Raw genomic sequence first — 16709 nt, 5'->3', positions numbered from 1 at the left:
TGTTTTCAACGGAGTGAAAACATGACCGATACATCGCAGGACAACCCCTTCCAGACGCCCGCCGCCGTACTTGAGGACGGCCCCGCCGTCGCCACAGGCGAACCGCTCTACCGTCTCGCCGCCGTGGGCATAGCCACCTTCTTCGGCACGCCGGTCGCCGGAGCCTGGGTCATCGCACAGAACCTCAAACGTCTGGGCCGCCTCGACCAGGTGCGCAACGCCTGGATCACCGGAATAGGCGCGCTCATCGCGATCTTCCTGCTGGGCATGTTCCTGCCGGATAGCGTCCCCGCCACCCCCATCAACATCGCCGCCGTCTTCGGCATGTATCACTACGCCAAGCAGCACACCGGTGCCGCTGTCGAGCAGCATGCGGCCCAGGGTGGTCAGTTCGCCTCCAACTGGCGGGCTTTCGGCGTCAGCCTGCTGTTCCTCCTCGCGGTCATGGCCGTGGTCTTCGGCGGTGCCTTTGTCCTGGCTCTGTTCGGGCTGATCTGAATCACCCTCTGCACATCACCTAAAGATTCCCCCTAGCCCCCTAGGGGGGAAGTCTCCGCAATGCTGGGGCTCGCCCCGATTACTCCCCGCTCTCCCCTTCCCTAGTCTTGCGTGCACTGCCGTGAAAGCGGCAGGCAAACAAAAAACCGTGTCACGCAATCAGACACTTTTGGCCGCCCCTGCCTTGCGTACAGAGGCGCCTGGTTACCTACAACAACAACGAGCTCGACGTGCTTGGCCATCTGCCTTCACCCGCTTCAGGAGCCAGTAACCGTGAACCCGCAATCTCCCCACCCGCAATCCATCCGTGCTTCCCGTTATTCCTGGTATGTCGTCGTGCTGTGCATGGTGGCGTACATCTTCTCCTTCGTTGACCGGCAGATACTCTCGCTGATGATCGAGCCGATCAAAGCCGACCTGCAGATCAGCGACACCCAGTTCAGTCTGCTCAGCGGGCTGGCCTTCTCGCTGTTCTATGCCTTCATGGGCCTGCCCATCGCGTATCTCGCCGACCGCTCTTCGCGGGTCAGGATCATCGCCATCGGCGTGGCCTTCTGGAGCATCGCCACCGCGGCGTGCGGGCTGTCGAAGAACTTCCTGCAGATGTTCCTCGCGCGCATGAGCGTAGGCGTCGGCGAGGCGGCGCTGACGCCGGCGACCTACTCGATGCTCGCCGACCTGTTCCCCAAGGAGAAACTCGGCCGCGCACTGGGGCTTTACTCCATGGGCGCCTTCCTCGGCGGCGGCCTGGCCTTCCTCGTCGGTGGCTACGTAATCGAAGCACTGCGCGACGTGCCGGCCATCGACCTGGGCTGGCTGGGCCAGGTGCGTTCCTGGCAGATCGCCTTCTTCATCGTCGGCTTGCCCGGCGTGCTGGTGGCGCTGCTGATCGCGCTGACCATCCGCGACCCGGCGCGCAAGCTGGGCGATCGGGAACAAAAGGCAACGGTTCGTGACGGGCTGCGTTTCCTGGGCCGCCACCGCGCCACCTTCGCCTGCCACTACCTGGGTTTCTCCTTCTTCGCCATGTGCCAGTACGCGCTGATGGGCTGGGCACCGGCCATGTACATCCGCCAGTATGGCCTGTCGCCGCTGGAGGTCGGCTACATCCTTGGCGGCATCCTGCTGGTGCTCAACACCGCCGGGGTGTTCTGCGCCGGTTGGCTGGTGGACGTGCTGCAGAAGCGCGGGCGCAGCGACGCCGCGCTGATCAGCGGCATGCTCGGCGCCGCCTGCACCATTCCCTTCGTCATCGGCTCCGTGACGGCCGGCAGCCTGCAGCTGTCGGTGCTGCTGATGGGGCCGGCGATGTTCTTCTGCGCCTTCTGCATCTCCACCTCGGCGGCGGCCATGCAGGTGCTCACGCCCAACCGCCTGCGCGCACAGGTGTCGGCGCTGTTCCTGCTGGTCTCCAACCTGATCGGCCTGGGCGTCGGCACCACCCTCGTTGCACTGCTCACCGACCAGTACTTCAAGGACCCGAAGGCCGTCGGCTCCTCCATCGGCATCATTGTCACCCTCGCCGGGCTGCTCTGCCTGTGGCTGCTGGGCAACGGCCGCAAGCACTTCCGCCGCAGCCTGGGCCAGGAGCAAACAATCCAGCCTGAAGCCGTATCGCTGGATAGCACCGCCGCCACGAACTGATCGCACCCGCCTCGACAAGACGTACGCCCGTTCGCCGGCGTGGCGCCCTGCGCCCCGGCGAACGATGCCCAGGAGATGACGATGTTCCGTAATCGCTTTGCCGGCGCGCTGCTTTCCAGCGCGCTGTTGCCCCTCTGCGCCCAGGCCGACCTGATCGACGACAGCCGCCTGGACACCACCCTGCGCAACTTCTACATGTTGCGCGACTACCGACAGGACAATGCCCCGCAATCCCAGGCGGGCAGTTGGTCCCAAGCCGTGCTGGCACGCTTCAGTTCGGGCTTTACCCAAGGCACCATCGGTGTCGGTGTGGACTTCACCGGTTTCTACGCCCTGAAGCTCGACGGCGGCGCCGGCACCAGCAACGACAGCAACCTGCCCTATGACCGCACGACCGGCGAGCCGGTGGATGACTTCAGCCGTGGCGGCGCCACGCTCAAGCTGCGCTATTCGAAGACCACGCTGAAGGTCGGCCTGCTGGAACCGCGCCTGCCGGTGATATTCCAGGACGATGTGCGCGTACTGCCGCAGACATTCCAGGGCGTGATGCTGGAGTCAAAGGAATCGGAGCGCTTCAAGTTCACCGCGGCCCAGTTGTGGAACACCAGCACCCGCGCCTCCAGCGATCGCGAGTCGTTCTACCTCGCCACCCGCCCCGCCAGCCAGGACAGCAACAAGCTGAACCTTGGCGGTGTCGATGCGCAGTGGACGCCCGGCCTGTCCACCAGCTACTACTTCGCCCAGCTCGAGGACATCTACGACCAGCACTATGTCGGCGCCAACTTCAAGCAACCGGTTGGCGAGAACACCGCACTGCTCGGCACCCTGAGTTACTTCCACAACGAGGAGTCCGGGCAGGCGTTGTCCGGGCGCATCGACAACCGCGCCTATGGTGCGCGGCTGGGTGTGAAGCACGGCAGCCACACGCTGTCGGCCACCTACCAGCGCATGCTGGGCGAGGACATGTTCCCCATGCTGCTGGGCAACACGCCACAGCCATACCTGGTCAACTGGGTCACCAACGGCGGGTTCTTCTGGGCTCAGGAGCGCTCCTACCAGCTGCGCTACGACTATGACTTCGCCAGCCTCGGCCTGCCGGGCCTGACCCTGATGACGCGCTACACCAAGGGCACCGACATTGCGCGCCCTGGCAAGGGCGACGGCCACGAGTACGAGCGCGATACGGATATCGGCTACACGATCCAGGACGGCCCACTGAAGACGTTGTCATTCCTTATGCGCACCTCCACCGTGCGCAGCAGCTACGCCAGCGATTATGACGAGGTGCGCTTCATCACCAGCTACCCGCTGGCGTTCTGAAGGCCCTGAAACGAAGAAGGCCCCTTTTCGGGGCCTTCTTCATTCACTCGTCACTCATTCGTCGTCGCCACTGGCCGTCACGGCGCCCAGGCAACACAGGCGGTGCTGCTGTTCACCGCCCTGCAGCAGCCAGCTCTCGTCCTCGGACTGGTAGCTGGCCTCCATCACCTGGTTGTAGCTGAAGCGCCATTCGCGGCGGTCACGGCCGTCGATGGATTCGATCTGCAGCACCACGTCTTCGCTGGCGAAGGGTTGCCCGGCGTTGGCGGCGGCGTCCGCCTGGTCCAGCAGTGCCTCGTTGAGCTCGAACTGCCAGGCATGCAGGCCGTCGATCAAGAGCATATCGGCGGTTTCCAGCTGGTCCAGCAGGTAAGGAGTCGTGGTCATGTTCGGCACTCGGCAATTGGGCTGGCCGCCATGATAGACCAGCTGGGTGGCGGCTGCCGGTTATTCCGCCCGGCGCGGGCAGAGGCGGCGTCTACACTGAGGGTTCTCGCACATCCCTGAGGAGGCAAAGCAGATGCGTACACGCGAACTCGGACAATCGGGCCTGAAGATTCCCGCGCTGGTCTTCGGCGGCAATGTGTTCGGCTGGTCCGCCGACGAAGCGACCTCCTTCCGCCTGCTCGACGCCCTGCTCGACGCCGGGCTCAACTGCATCGACACCGCGGACGTCTACTCGCGCTGGGCTCCCGGCCATGAGGGTGGCGAATCGGAAGCACTGATCGGCAAATGGCTGAAGAAGACCGGCAAGCGCAACCAGGTGCAGATCGCCACCAAGGTCGGCATGGACATGGGCAACGGCCACAAGGGTCTATCGGCGGTGTACATCGAGCAGGCGCTGGGGCGCTCGCTCAAGCGCCTGCAGACCGACTACATCGACCTCTACCAGTCTCACTGTGACGACCCGCATACGTCCATGGAGGAAACCATGGGCGCCTTCGCCGAAGCGGTGGAGCTAGGCAAGGTCCGCGTGATCGGCGCCTCCAACCTGGACGCCAAGCGCCTGCGCGAAGCCCGCGAAGTCTGCGACCGGCTGAAGCTGCCGAACTACCAGAGCCTGCAGCCCAACTACAACCTCTACGATCGCGCCAATTACGAGACCAACCTGGAGCCCACGGTGCAGCAACTGGGCCTGGGCGTGATCAACTTCTACTCCTTGGCCGCCGGCTTCCTCACCGGCAAGTACCGTCGCGAGGATGACCTGGGCAAGAGTGCGGTGCGCGGCTACAAGGTGAAGAACTTCATGAACGAGCGCGGCTTCGCGATCCTTGATGCGCTGGAGGAAGTGGCTGGCGAGCTGAATGCCACGCCAACACAGGTCTCCCTGGCCTGGCTGATGGCCCGCCCGAGTATCACGGCCCCCATCGCCAGCGCGTCGAGGCTGGAGCAGTTGCCGGACCTGATCGCGGCGGTAGACCTGAAGCTCAGTGACGAAGTGATCCAGCGCTTGAACACCGCCAGCGCGTATTGAGCGGGGCGGAAACATCGCGGACAGAGTCCGCTCCTACGCGGTGTCATGTTTCGTAGGAGCGGACTTCGTCCGCGATGGATTGCAGCGAGCGACAACTTCAGGGACGGATGTCGAACTCGTCCGCATCGAGATTGGCCGGGAAGCGTTCCCGGTAAGCCGCGAGCTCCGCCGCATTCAGGGCGATCTGGAATACCCCGTCGGCATTGCCCGCCGCCAGCAGGTTATCACCCTGGAAGTCCAGCACCTGACTGTCGCCGGAATAGGCGTGGCCCTTGCCGTCTTCACCGACGCGGTTGACCGCGGCGACGTAGCAGAGGTTTTCAATGGCCCGTGCCGGCAGCAGACGGTTCCAGTGCTGGCGGCGCGCGGCCGGCCAGTTGGCGGTATACAGCAGCAGGTCGGTGTCCTGGGCATCGCGGCTCCACACCGGGAAACGCAGGTCGTAACAGACCAGCGGGCGAATCCGCCAGCCCTTCCATTCCAGCAGCACCTGCTGTTCGCCCGGCGTGTAGTGCTTGTGCTCGCCGGCCATGCGGAACAGGTGGCGCTTGTCGTAGTGCTGCATCTCGCCATCCGGGCGCGCCCAGAGCAGGCGGTTGCGATGGCTGCCGTCGGCGGTACGGATGATCACGCTGCCGCAGACCACCGCTTCAAGCTTCGCTGCCTGCTCGCTTAGCCAGGTGTAGGTTTCGCCCTCCTCCGCCTCGGCCAGTGCTTCGGAGTCCATGGAGAAGCCCGTGGTGAACATCTCCGGAAGGATCACCAGATCCGCACCGTGAGCACCCTCCAGCAGCGCGTCGAAGCGCTCGCGATTGGCCCTGGCGTCGTGCCAGACCAGGGTGGTCTGCACGAGAGCAAGCTTGAGGTCGGGCAATTGGCTCAGATCGCGCATAGTCGTTCCGCTGCCTGGCGCAGCGTCTCCTCTTTCTTGGCGAAGCAGAAGCGCACCAGGCGCATGTCCGCTGGGGCCTGCTGGTAGAACACCGAGACCGGAATGGCGGCCACGCCGTGCTCGCGCGTCAGCCATTCGGACATGGCGACGTCATCAAGGTCCGGGCGGATCGCCGAGTAGTCCACCACCTGGAAGTAAGTGCCGGCAGCCCGCTGGAACTCGAAGCGCGAGCCCTCCAGCAGGTCGCAGAACAGGTCGCGCTTGGCCTGGTAGAAGCCCGGCAACTCGCGCAGGTGCTCGGGATGCGCGGCCATGAAATCAGCCAGCGCCCACTGCAGCGGGGTCACGCCGCAGAAGTTCACGTACTGGTGGATCTTGCGCATCTCCGCCGACAGCGCCGGCGGCGCTACCACATAGCCGGTCTTCCAGCCGGTAACATGGTAGGTCTTGCCAAAGGAGCTGATGACAAAGGCGCGCGGATACAGTTCGTCATGGGCCAGCACGCTGGCATGCTGCACGCCGTCGTAGATCAGGTGCTCGTATACCTCGTCGCTGATGACGTAGATCTCGCGGTCGCGAATCAGCTCGGCCAGACGATCCAGGTCGGCGCGGTCGATCAGCGCGCCGCTGGGGTTGTGCGGGCTGTTGAGGAAGATCAGGCGCGTGCGCGGAGTGATGGCATCGGCCAGGCGCTGCCAGTCGATGCGGAAGCCGGGCTGGCTCAACGCAACGTGCACGCAACGGCCGCCGGCCAGTTCGACCGAAGGCTCGTAGCTGTCATAGCAGGGGTCCAGGACGATAGCTTCGTCGCCAGGGCGGATCAGCGCCTGTACCGCACAGAAGATCCCTTCCGTCGCGCCGGGGACGATGGTCACCTCGGAGTCAGCGCTGACGCTACGCCCATACAGGCTGGCGACCTTGATCGCTACCTGTTCGCGCAGTGCCGGCAGGCCGGTCATCGGGCTGTACTGGTTGTTTCCGGCCATGACATGGCGGGCGACCGCTTCGAGCAGCGGTGCGGGGCCGGGGAAGTCCGGGAAGCCCTGGGAGAGGTTCAGCGCCCCGCTTTCGGCGGCGAGCTGGGACATGCGGGTGAAGATGGTGGTGCCGACATTCGGCAGTTTGCTGGTAAGCATGGCGTGACTACAGGCTGCAGGCGATGAGAGGGAGGCCCCTACTCTATCGCCTGCAGCTTGCGGTCTAAAGCCCGACAGACGTTATTTGCGTTTGTCTTTCTTCTTCTTCTCGGCCTTCTTGTGGTGCGACATCAGGCGACGCTTCTTGTTGACCTGGCGTTCGGTGAGCTGGGTCTTCTTGCCCTCGAACGGGTTTTCACCGCCCTTGTACTCGATGCGGATCGGCGTACCGACCAGCTTCAGCACGCGACGGAAAGTCTTCTCCAGGTAGCGCGTGTAGGCCTTGGGCACCGCGTCCACCTGGTTGCCGTGGATCACGATCAGCGGCGGGTTGGCGCCACCCAGGTGCGCATAGCGCAGCTTGATGCGGCGGCCGTTGACCATGGGCGGCTGGTGGACCTGGATGGCGTCCTCGAGAATCTGCGTGAGCTTGCTGGTGGGCCAGCGGGTCACGGCGGAACGGAAGGAATCCTGCACCGATTTGTACAGGTGGCCAACGCCAGTGCCGTGCAGCGCGGAGATGAAGTGGATATCGGCGAAGTCGGCGAACATCAGCCGGCGCTCGAGCTCGGTCTTCACGTAGTCGCGCTCGGCCGACTCCATGCCGTCCCACTTGTTCAGCGCGATGACCAGCGCACGGCCGGTCTCCAGCACAAAGCCGAGCAGGTTGAGGTCGTGCTCGACCACACCTTCGCGGGCGTCCATGACGAAGATGACCACGTTGGCATCCTGGATCGCCTGCAGGGTCTTCACCACGGAGAACTTTTCCACCGCCTCGAAGATCTTGCCACGGCGACGCACGCCGGCGGTGTCGATCAGGGTGTACTTCTCTTCGTTGCGCTCGAAGGGGATGTAGATGCTGTCGCGGGTGGTGCCCGCCTGGTCGTACACGATCACCCGCTCTTCACCGAGCATGCGGTTGACCAGGGTGGACTTGCCGACGTTGGGGCGGCCGATGATGGCGATCTTGATGCCATCCTTCTCGCTCGGGCCGGGGATGCGCTTGGCTTCCTCGCCCTCAGCGACCTCTTCCAGCTCGCTGGGCAGGTCGTTGTCTTCCGGCGCCTCGGGCTCGGGTGCGAACATCTCGCCCAGGGCTTCCTGCAGCATCTGTGTGATGCCACGGCCGTGGGCAGCGGCGATCGGGATCGCATGCCCCAGGGCCAGCGGGCTGAACTCGGCGCGGGCGATGTCCGGGTCGACCGTGTCGACCTTGTTCGCCACCAGGTAGGTGCGCTTGTTCTTCTTGCGCAGGTGCTCGCCAATCATCTCGTCGGCGGCGGTAAGGCCGGCGCGGGAGTCGACCATGAACAGGACAGCATCGGCCTCTTCGATTGCCTGCAGCGACTGCTCGGCCATCTTGGCGTCGATACCCTCTTCGTCACCGGAGATACCACCGGTATCGATGACGATGAATTTCTTGCCCTGCCACTTGGCCTCGCCGTACTGGCGGTCTCGGGTCAGACCTGCGTACTCGGCGACGATGGCGTCGCGGGTGCGGGTCAGGCGGTTGAACAGGGTGGACTTGCCGACGTTCGGGCGGCCCACCAGGGCTATAACGGGAACCATGCGGCTCTCCAGGAAATTTGATTTTCAGAAAACACGACGGCCGCTGCCGTTTTTCACGGCAGCGGCCGGCAGTAACACTCAGCTTAGCGAATCGTGTAGGCGGCCAGCTTACCGCTGTTGCCGAACACGTACATCCAGCTGCCGACTACCAGCGGGCGAACCCGCACGCCGTCACCGTCGACCTTCTCGCGGCCAACGAAACGACCGTCCACCTGGCTCAGCAGGTGCACATAACCTTCCAGGTCACCGACAACCACGTTGCTCGACAGCACGGCCGGAGCGGACAGCTGGCGGCGAGCCAGGGCGTCGTTGCTCCACAGCGAGGACGAACCACGGGAGTCGAGGCTTTCCACGGTGCCGCTGGCCTGGCTGATGAACACGCTGCCAGTCCCTTCGGCGACGCCGACGTAGCTGGAAGCTTCACGCTGCCAGAGTACGCGGCCGGTGCCTACGTCCAGCGCCGCGGCGCGGCCCTGGTAGCTGGCGACGTAGAGAACGTTGTCGACCAGCAGCAGGCCGCCGTCGATGTCGACGACGCGGTCCAGTTCGGAACGACCTTGCGGAATGGCAACGCGCTGTTCCCAGACCGGCAGGCCGCGCTCGACGTCCACGGCGACAACCTTGCCGCTGGCCAGGCCCGCCAGGGCCAGGCGACCAGCGATCAGCGGAGCGCCGGTGCCACGCAGGGTCAGTACCGGCACGGTGCCTTCGTAGATCCAGCGCTGGTTGCCGGTAGCGGCATCGAAGCCGATCAGCTTGTCATCCTGGGTCTGCACGACCACCACGTCACCGTTGGTGGCCGGAGCAGCCAGTACTTCGCTGCTGACCTTGGTGCGCCACTTCTGCTCGCCCGAACCGGAATCCAGGGCGATCACGTCACCGCGCAGGGTGCCCAGCAGGACCATGCCGTTACCCACTCCGACGGCGCCGGAGATGGGCAGGTCGAGGTCTTTCTTCCACAGCACTTCGCCGCTCTCGCGCTGCATGGCCATGACACGACCCTCGGCAGACGCGGCATAGATGGTCTGGCCATCCACGGCGGGTTCGAGCAGGTTGTACAGGTCGCCCTGGCCGTCACCGACCGAACGGCTCCACTGTTTCTCCAGGCGAACCTCTTCCTTGAAATCGGTCAATTCGGCCGGCGGCAGTTCTTTCTTGCTATTGCTGCTGCAACCCACAGCCATCAGGGTCAGTGCCAGCAGTGCAACGTGTTTCCAACGCAACATCTCAGGCGTCTCCCTTGGCCAGGTCGTCGAGTTTCATCTGCAGGGCGCCAACGGCGGCGTCTTCGGGCAAGGCAGCCTTGGCCTTCTCGTAGGCGACACGGGCGTCGTCATTGCGCTTGAGTTGCAGCAGCAGGTCGCCGCGCAGTTCTTCGCGAGTGGCTACATAGGCCTTGTCGACGTTGCCGTCGAGCAGCTTGAGACCGTCTTCGACCTTGCCCTGGGCAGCCAGCACGCGGGCAAGACGCTGACGCGCCAGCTCGCCAAGCGTAGCGTCGACCGGCTTGTCGACTACGGCCTTGAGTTCGAGGGCGGCGTCATCCAGCTTGCCGTTGTCCACCGCGACCTTCGCGACAAACAGGCGGCCGTACTGGGCGTACGGAGTGCCGGGGAACTCGGTGGTCAGCTTGCCGGCCAGCTCGGCGACCTTGGCGGTGTCGGGCTTGCCGGCCGGGTTCAGCGCGGTTTCCAGCAGGGCCTGGTAAATGATGGAAGCGCCCTGGGACTGATTGGTCTGGTACTTTTTCCAGGCTTGCCAGCCGAACACCACGATCAACGCCAGAGCGGCGCCGGTCAGCAGGGGCATGCCGTTACGCTGCCACCAGTCCTTGATGTCAGCGATCTGTTCTTCTTCGGTACGGTTACTCACCCCAATACTCCTATCCGCTCGATTCAGGCCTGCTGGAGGCAGGCAGCCAGGTGCTCGGGCAGAGCATCCCAGGCGATATTCTGTTGTTCGCCCTCGCCACGCAGGGGCTTGAAACCTACCACGCGGTTGGCCAGTTCGTCGTCACCCAGAATCATTGCGAACTGTGCGCCGCTCTTGTCGGCCTTCTTGAACTGGCTCTTGAAACTGCCGGCGCCGGCATTGACCAGCAGGCGCAGCCCCGGGATAGCCGAGCGCAGTTGTTCCGCCAGGGTCAGCGCGGCCAGCTCGGCCGGCTCGCCAAAGGCGCAGACATAGAGGTCGGCCGGGCGATTCAGCTCGGACGGGACCACGCCCAGGGTTTCCAGCAGCAGCACCAGGCGCTCCACGCCCATGGCGAAGCCCACGCCCGGCGTCGGCTTGCCGCCGAACTGGCTGACCAGGCCGTCGTAGCGACCCCCGCCGCAGACAGTGCCCTGGGCGCCGAGCTTGTCGGTGACCCATTCGAAAGCGGTGCGGCAGTAGTAATCCAGGCCGCGCACCAGCTTCTGGTTGATCTCGTAGCGCAGGCCGACCGCATCCAGACGAGCCTTCAGGCCCTCGAAGTGGGCGATCGACTCTTCATCCAGGTAATCGTGCAGGCTCGGCGCGCCAACCAGCAGGGCCTGGGTGGCCTCTACCTTGCTGTCGAGGATGCGCAGCGGGTTGGTGGTCATACGGCGCTGGCTGTCTTCGTCGAGCTGGTCGAAGCGCTCCTGCAGGTAGGCCACCAGGTCCTCGCGGAAACGCGCCCGAGCTTCACTGGAACCCAGGGTGTTCAGCTGCAGGGTCACGGCGTCGGCCATGCCCAGCTTCTGCCACAGGCGCCAGGTGAGGATGATCAGCTCGGCGTCGATGTCCGGGCCGGGCAGGTTGAAGACTTCCACGCCAATCTGGTGGAACTGGCGATAGCGGCCCTTCTGCGGCTTCTCGTAGCGGAACATCGGGCCGGTGTACCAGAGCTTCTGCACCTGGCCGCCACCGGACAGGCCGTGCTCAAGCACGGCGCGCACGCAACCGGCAGTACCTTCAGGACGCATGGTCAGGGATTCGCCGTTGCGGTCGAGGAAGGTGTACATCTCCTTGTCGACCACGTCGGTGCCTTCGCCAATGCCGCGGGCGAAGAGTTCGGTGAACTCCAGGATCGGCATGCGGATCTCGCTGTAGCCATAGGCGTCCAGCAGATCGGCAAAGGTGCGCTCCAGATAGCGCCAGGCCGGGGTCTGGTCCGGCAGGATGTCGTTCATGCCACGGATGGCTTGCAGGGACTTGCTCACTTAAGATCCTTGTTGCGGTCAGCCGCGCACGATGAGTGCGGCGTCGGCCTCGGCCTTCTCGGCCGCTTTTTCGCGGATCAGCCGTTCCAGCTCATCCACCAGGTTATCGTTCTGCAGCTTCTGCGCCGGCTTGCCGTCGATGTAGATCAGATTGCTCGGCGTGCCACCGGTAAGGCCGATGTGGGCCTCCTTGGCTTCGCCCGGGCCGTTGACCACACAGCCAATCACGGCGACGTCCAGCGGGACCAGCAGGTCCTCCAGGCGGCCTTCCAGCTCGTTCATGGTCTTCACCACATCGAAGTTCTGCCGCGAGCAGCTCGGGCAGGCGATGAAATTGATGCCACGGGAGCGCAGGCGCAGCGACTTGAGGATGTCGAAGCCGACCTTGATCTCTTCCACCGGGTCAGCGGCGAGGGAAATGCGGATGGTGTCGCCGATGCCTTCGGCGAGCAGCATGCCCAGGCCCACGGCCGACTTCACGGTGCCTGAACGCAGGCCACCGGCTTCGGTGATGCCCAGGTGCAGGGGTTGCTCGATCTCTTTCGCCAGCAGGCGGTAGGCGGCGACGGCCATGAACACGTCGGAGGCCTTAACGCTGACCTTGAAGTTCTGGAAGTCCAGACGCTGCAGGTGGTCGACGTGACGCATGGCCGATTCCAGCAGTGCTTCGGGAGTCGGCTCGCCGTATTTCTTCTGCAGATCCTTTTCCAGCGAGCCGGCGTTGACGCCGATGCGGATCGGGATATTGCGCTCGCGAGCCGCATCGACCACGGCCTTCACCCGGTCTTCGCGACCGATGTTGCCGGGGTTGATGCGCAGGCAGTCAACGCCCAGTTCGGCCACGCGCAGGGCGATCTTGTAGTCGAAGTGGATATCGGCCACCAGCGGGACATTCACCTGCTGCTTGATCTTGCCGAATGCCTCGGCAGCGTCCATATCCGGCACGGAGACGCGCACGATGTCGGCGCCGGCGTCTTCCAGACGGCGGATCTGGGCCACGGTGGCCGCCACATCCAGGGTGTCGGTGTTGGTCATGCTCTGCACGGCGATGGGGGCATCCCCACCTACCGGCACGTTACCTACCCAGATTTTCCGGGAAAGGCGACGTTTGATCGGAGACTCGCAATGCATCTTACTGTCCACCCAACTTCAGGCGAGCGGTACCACCGCGCGCCGGCGTGACTTCGACTGGCTGGCCGTTGTAGCTGACCTGTGCCCCCTGGGCAAAGCCAAGGCGCAGTTGGACCGGCGCCTTGGCGGCGACTTCGAGCGAATCACCCTTGCGCTTGAGGCCCTCGAGGATGACCTTGCCGTCGGCATCGGTCACCTGGGTCCAGCAATCGGCGACAAATTGAACCTTGACCACACCCTGGCCGGCGGCAGCGACCACGGGAGCAGCCGGCGCCCCAGCCGGTGCAGCGGGGCTCGCCGGTACCGCGGGCTGTTGCGCAGCCGGCGGTTGCGCCGGGGCTGGAACTGCCTGTGCGGGAGCCGGTGCGACTTCTGGGGAGGCAGGTGTGCCCGGAGCGGCAGGTGCGACAGTGGCCGGCGGAGCACCTTCGACCGGAGCCTCGGCGGTGCCACTGTCGCCAGCGGGCTCGGACGGAACCGGCGGGGTATTGGCCTGGTCCTCCGCGACGGCTTGGTCTTCCGGCTCGTCGAGGGTATGGATTTCAGTGGTGCCGTCGGCGCTCTCGACCTCGACGTGCTCCATATTCAGGCTGCCCGTCTCGGCCGGACGCGCGGAGCGTTCCTGCCACCAGAAGTAGCCAAAGCCGATCAGCACGGCCAGCAGGACCAGGCTGAACAGGCGCAGCAGATTGCGCGACAGGCGCACCGGCTCGACCACTCGGCCGAGCGCCTGCACGTTGCTGCCGCTGGCATCGGTGCCAGTGTACTGATCGAAGGCAGTGACCATCTGAGCCTGGTCCATGCCCAGCAGCTTGGCGTAGGCGCGGATATAGCCACGGGCGAAGGTGTGGCCCGGCAACTGGTCGAAGGAACCCTGCTCCAGCTGGCGCAGCGCATTCTCGGTGAGATTCAGCTGACCGGCGACCTGAGCGGTGCTCCAGCCCTTGTTCTCGCGCGCCTGGCGCAGGGTCTCGCCAGGATTGGCGCGGGTCGTGCCGATGACATCGGACTGCGACGTATTCATTATTTATCCGCCTGGTATGCCTGGTATTCAGGAGAAGCGGGATACAGGCGCTTGAGTTGCAGCCCGTAGCTGGCAGCGGTATCCCGGTCGTCGAAAATCTTCGCCAGTCGAATCCCCAGCAGCAGGCTGCGCGCGGTCTGCGGGCCCTGCTTAAGGTATTCCTCATAGAAAGTCCGGGCAGGCACGTACTCGCGATCCTGGTAGTTCAGGTCAGCCAGTTCGATCAGTGCCCCCGGCTGATTGCGATTCAGGCGCACGGCCTTCTCGAAGTACTGCTTGGCCTGGACTCGGTCGTTGAGCTTGAGGCTGACGATGCCGAGATTCTCGAAGATGCGCGAGCGCTCGGAGTAAAGGCCGTCTTCGGTGGCCTTCATATAGGTGTCGTAGGCTTCCTTGTAGCGCTTCTGCTCGAACAGAAAACTCGCGTAGTTGTTCAGGATGCGGGCATCTCCCGAACGCGCGGACAACGCCTTGCGGTACTCGCTCTCGGCGAGCTTGGGTTCCATTTCGGTCTGGTAGACAACCGCCAGCGCAGCGTGGGCGTCAGCGCTGGACGAGTCGATCTCCAGCGCCTGACGCAGCGGTATCTTGGCCTGCTCGGTATTGCCCATCTGCAGGTAACCGATGCCGAGCTGGATATAGGCGTCACGCGCCTCGTTCCGGCCCTTGTCGGTCTTCAGAGGATCCTGTTTACCAGTCGTCACGCAACCCGTCAGCACGGTTGCCAACAGCAAGAACAGCGCGGCGCGCAGGGTCATCGGATTCCTCCCTAGTTCAGTTTCGATTGGCGTTGGTCGGAGCCTGATCGGCTTCCGCGGCCAGCTGTCGTACGGCGATATAGCGTTCGCTGCGGCGGGTGCGGTCCATCACCTGGCCTACCAGCTGACCACAGGCGGCATCGATGTCGTCTCCGCGAGTGGTGCGAACCGTAACGTTGAAGCCGCTTTTGTGCAGCATGTCCTGAAAACGGCGGATGGCATTGTTGCTCGGCCGCTCGTAGCCGGAATGCGGGAACGGATTAAACGGAATCAGGTTGATCTTGCAAGGGAAATCCTTGAGCAATGCGATCAACTGCTCGGCATGCTCGGGCTGGTCGTTGACACCGGCCAGCAGGGTGTACTCGATCGTCAGCACGCGCTCCTTGCCCAGGCGCGTGATGTAGCGGTAGCAGGAGTCGAGCAGCATTTCGAGCGGGTACTTCTTGTTGATCGGTACCAGCTTGTTGCGCAGTTCGTCGTTGGGCGCGTGCAGCGACAGGGCCAGGGACACGTCGGTCACCTCGGCGAGCTTGTCGATCATCGGCACCACGCCGGAGGTGGACAGGGTCACCTTGCGCTTGGAAATACCGTAGCCGAGGTCCTCCATCATGATGCTCATGGCAGTCACGACGTTGTCGAAGTTCAGCAGCGGCTCGCCCATGCCCATCATTACCACGTTGGTGATGGCACGGTCGATCTTGCCCGGGATGGTCCCGAACGATTGGTTGGCGATCCACACCTGGCCGATGATCTCGGCGGAGGTCAGGTCGCTGTTGAAGCCTTGCTTGCCGGTGGAGCAGAAGCTGCAGTCCAGCGCGCAACCGGCCTGGGACGACACGCACAGGGTGCCGCGGCCGCCCTGCGGGATGTACACGGTCTCGACGCAACTGCCCGAGGCCACGCGTACGACCCACTTGCGGGTACCGTCAGCGGAAATGTCCTGGCTGACGATCTCCGGCGGGCGAATTTCGGCAACGGCCTCGAGCTTTTCGCGCAAGGCCTTGCCGACGTTCGTCATGGCGCCGAATTCGACGGCGCCAAAGTGGTGAATCCATTGCATCACCTGGCCGGCGCGGAAGCGCTTTTCACCGATGGACTCGAAGAATTCCTCGAGCTGGGGCTTGGTCATGCCCAGCAGGTTGGCCTTTACAGCGGTATCAGTCATGGATTCACCCTCGCTCATTCACTGACGGATCAGCGAATGCGCTCGCACACCTCGGTGCTGGAGAAGAAGTAAGCGATTTCGCGGGCAGCCGAAGCTTCCGAGTCGGAACCGTGTACGGCGTTCTCGTCGATGGAAACAGCGAAGTCGGCGCGGATGGTGCCGGCGTCGGCTTTCTTCGGATCGGTGGCGCCCATCAGCTCACGGTTGCGCAGGATGGCGTCTTCGCCTTCCAGAACCTGAACGACGACCGGGCCGGAGGTCATGAAGGAAACCAGGTCCTTGAAGAAGGGACGCTCTTTGTGCTCGGCGTAGAAACCGCCAGCTTCGCGCTCGGACAGCTGAACCATCTTCGAAGCGACAACGCGCAGACCGGCTTTCTCGAAGCGGGTCAGGATTTCGCCGATGACGTTCTTGGAAACGGCGTCGGGCTTGATGATGGAGAAGGTACGTTGCAGGGCCATGGAAATAACTCCGAAAAGCAAGGTTGGTAATGCCAAGAAGCCCCTGGCGTGGCCAGGAGCTCCTGCGATTCTAGGGTTTGCCGCGCGCCACGCCCGTTGGGCGGCAGCCGCGAAACCGGCCCGACTGCGACAGGGCCGGCGACTGGAAAATTCCCCTGGGGAAATTTTCGACAGCTCACCTAAAGATAAAACCCGCGAATTATACGCGGGTTCATGACAAATGGGTACGCGGCTCTGGTGAGCCGCGCCCTCAGTCGGCTTCCTCGATCCAGGCGGCCTGGATGGCCTCCAGGACCTTCTCCCCGCCGCGGGAAGGATCGTCGCTGAACTCCGGCAATGCCAGCACCCAGCGGTGCAGATCGACGAAATTCACGTAGCGCGGATCGACATCCGGCTTGGATTCGGCCAACTGGATGGCGATTTCGAGCACATCAACCCATTTCAGACTCATG

17 protein-coding genes are annotated in these 16709 nt (G+C 64.0%); 4 read left to right on the top strand and 13 right to left on the bottom strand.

All coding sequences use genetic code 11. The features are described from left to right. The first annotated feature begins 21 nt into the window (after window positions 1–21). The 3 genes from G4G71_RS09485 (at window position 22) to G4G71_RS09475 (ending at window position 3462) form a co-directional block, all read left to right on the top strand. Window positions 22–498 carry a hypothetical protein gene (locus G4G71_RS09485; protein WP_169937082.1) on the top strand — a complete coding sequence of 159 codons (477 nt, stop codon included), beginning with the start codon at window positions 22–24 and terminating at the stop codon, window positions 496–498. A gap of 273 nt (window positions 499–771) precedes the next feature. Beyond that, window positions 772–2142 (top strand): spinster family MFS transporter, encoded by a 1371-nt coding sequence (locus tag G4G71_RS09480; RefSeq protein ID WP_169937080.1) that lies wholly within the window; start codon window positions 772–774, stop codon window positions 2140–2142. Between the two features lie 81 nt (window positions 2143–2223). Further along, on the top strand, window positions 2224–3462 hold the full coding sequence (locus G4G71_RS09475) for an OprD family porin (protein WP_169937078.1): 1239 nt from the start codon (window positions 2224–2226) through the stop codon (window positions 3460–3462). Window positions 3463–3516: 54 nt separating this feature from the next. On the opposite strand, the gene G4G71_RS09470 is transcribed toward G4G71_RS09475, so the two are convergent. Then, window positions 3517–3849 carry a DUF5629 family protein gene (locus tag G4G71_RS09470; protein WP_169937076.1) on the bottom strand — a complete coding sequence of 111 codons (333 nt, stop codon included), beginning with the start codon at window positions 3847–3849 and terminating at the stop codon, window positions 3517–3519. Between the two features lie 133 nt (window positions 3850–3982). Between G4G71_RS09470 and G4G71_RS09465 the strand changes: the two genes are divergently transcribed. Continuing rightward, window positions 3983–4936: an aldo/keto reductase gene (locus G4G71_RS09465; protein WP_169937074.1), complete on the top strand. Its 954-nt coding sequence runs from the start codon at window positions 3983–3985 to the stop codon at window positions 4934–4936. A gap of 97 nt (window positions 4937–5033) precedes the next feature. On the opposite strand, the gene G4G71_RS09460 is transcribed toward G4G71_RS09465, so the two are convergent. The 12 genes from G4G71_RS09460 to iscX all read right to left on the bottom strand — a co-directional run bounded on the left by G4G71_RS09460 (window position 5034) and on the right by iscX (window position 16708). Further along, a complete protein-coding gene (locus G4G71_RS09460) occupies window positions 5034–5828 on the bottom strand; it encodes an amidohydrolase (RefSeq protein WP_169937072.1) in 795 nt (264 codons plus the stop codon). After that, the gene (locus G4G71_RS09455; protein ID WP_169937069.1) at window positions 5816–6964 is read right to left on the bottom strand and encodes a pyridoxal phosphate-dependent aminotransferase; all 1149 of its coding nucleotides are present in this window, start codon (window positions 6962–6964) and stop codon (window positions 5816–5818) included. The genes G4G71_RS09460 and G4G71_RS09455 overlap by 13 nt, the downstream gene beginning before the upstream one ends. Before the next feature lie 81 nt (window positions 6965–7045). Next, entirely contained in the window at window positions 7046–8533 is a 1488-nt protein-coding gene (gene der / locus G4G71_RS09450) for a ribosome biogenesis GTPase Der (protein WP_169937067.1), read from the bottom strand. An 83-nt stretch (window positions 8534–8616) separates the two neighbouring features. Then, complete coding sequence (bamB, locus tag G4G71_RS09445) at window positions 8617–9759, bottom strand: outer membrane protein assembly factor BamB (protein ID WP_169937064.1); 1143 nt, start codon at window positions 9757–9759, stop codon at window positions 8617–8619. A 1-nt stretch (window position 9760) separates the two neighbouring features. Next, window positions 9761–10405: a YfgM family protein gene (locus G4G71_RS09440; protein WP_169937062.1), complete on the bottom strand. Its 645-nt coding sequence runs from the start codon at window positions 10403–10405 to the stop codon at window positions 9761–9763. 23 nt (window positions 10406–10428) lie between these two features. Further along, a complete protein-coding gene (gene hisS, locus G4G71_RS09435) occupies window positions 10429–11718 on the bottom strand; it encodes a histidine--tRNA ligase (protein WP_169937059.1) in 1290 nt (429 codons plus the stop codon). An 18-nt stretch (window positions 11719–11736) separates the two neighbouring features. Then, a complete protein-coding gene (gene ispG / locus G4G71_RS09430; RefSeq protein WP_169937057.1) occupies window positions 11737–12849 on the bottom strand; it encodes a flavodoxin-dependent (E)-4-hydroxy-3-methylbut-2-enyl-diphosphate synthase in 1113 nt (370 codons plus the stop codon). 1 nt (window position 12850) lies between these two features. Beyond that, a complete protein-coding gene (locus G4G71_RS09425; RefSeq protein WP_169937054.1) occupies window positions 12851–13873 on the bottom strand; it encodes a RodZ domain-containing protein in 1023 nt (340 codons plus the stop codon). Continuing rightward, window positions 13873–14631, bottom strand: a complete 759-nt coding sequence (gene pilW / locus G4G71_RS09420) for a type IV pilus biogenesis/stability protein PilW (RefSeq protein ID WP_054907351.1) — start codon at window positions 14629–14631, stop codon at window positions 13873–13875. Before pilW ends, G4G71_RS09425 begins: the two co-directional genes overlap by 1 nt. 16 nt (window positions 14632–14647) lie before the next feature. Then, entirely contained in the window at window positions 14648–15796 is a 1149-nt protein-coding gene (gene rlmN / locus G4G71_RS09415) for a dual-specificity RNA methyltransferase RlmN (RefSeq protein ID WP_169937052.1), read from the bottom strand. Between the two features lie 29 nt (window positions 15797–15825). Further along, window positions 15826–16257, bottom strand: a complete 432-nt coding sequence (ndk, locus tag G4G71_RS09410; RefSeq protein WP_024762960.1) for a nucleoside-diphosphate kinase — start codon at window positions 16255–16257, stop codon at window positions 15826–15828. Between the two features lie 250 nt (window positions 16258–16507). Beyond that, window positions 16508–16708: a Fe-S cluster assembly protein IscX gene (gene iscX / locus G4G71_RS09405; protein WP_017522288.1), complete on the bottom strand. Its 201-nt coding sequence runs from the start codon at window positions 16706–16708 to the stop codon at window positions 16508–16510. Window position 16709 lies beyond the last annotated feature (1 nt).

This window comes from Pseudomonas multiresinivorans (genome assembly GCF_012971725.1).
Lineage (GTDB): Bacteria > Pseudomonadota > Gammaproteobacteria > Pseudomonadales > Pseudomonadaceae > Pseudomonas > Pseudomonas multiresinivorans.
This window is presented reverse-complemented; position numbering and strand designations above follow the sequence as displayed.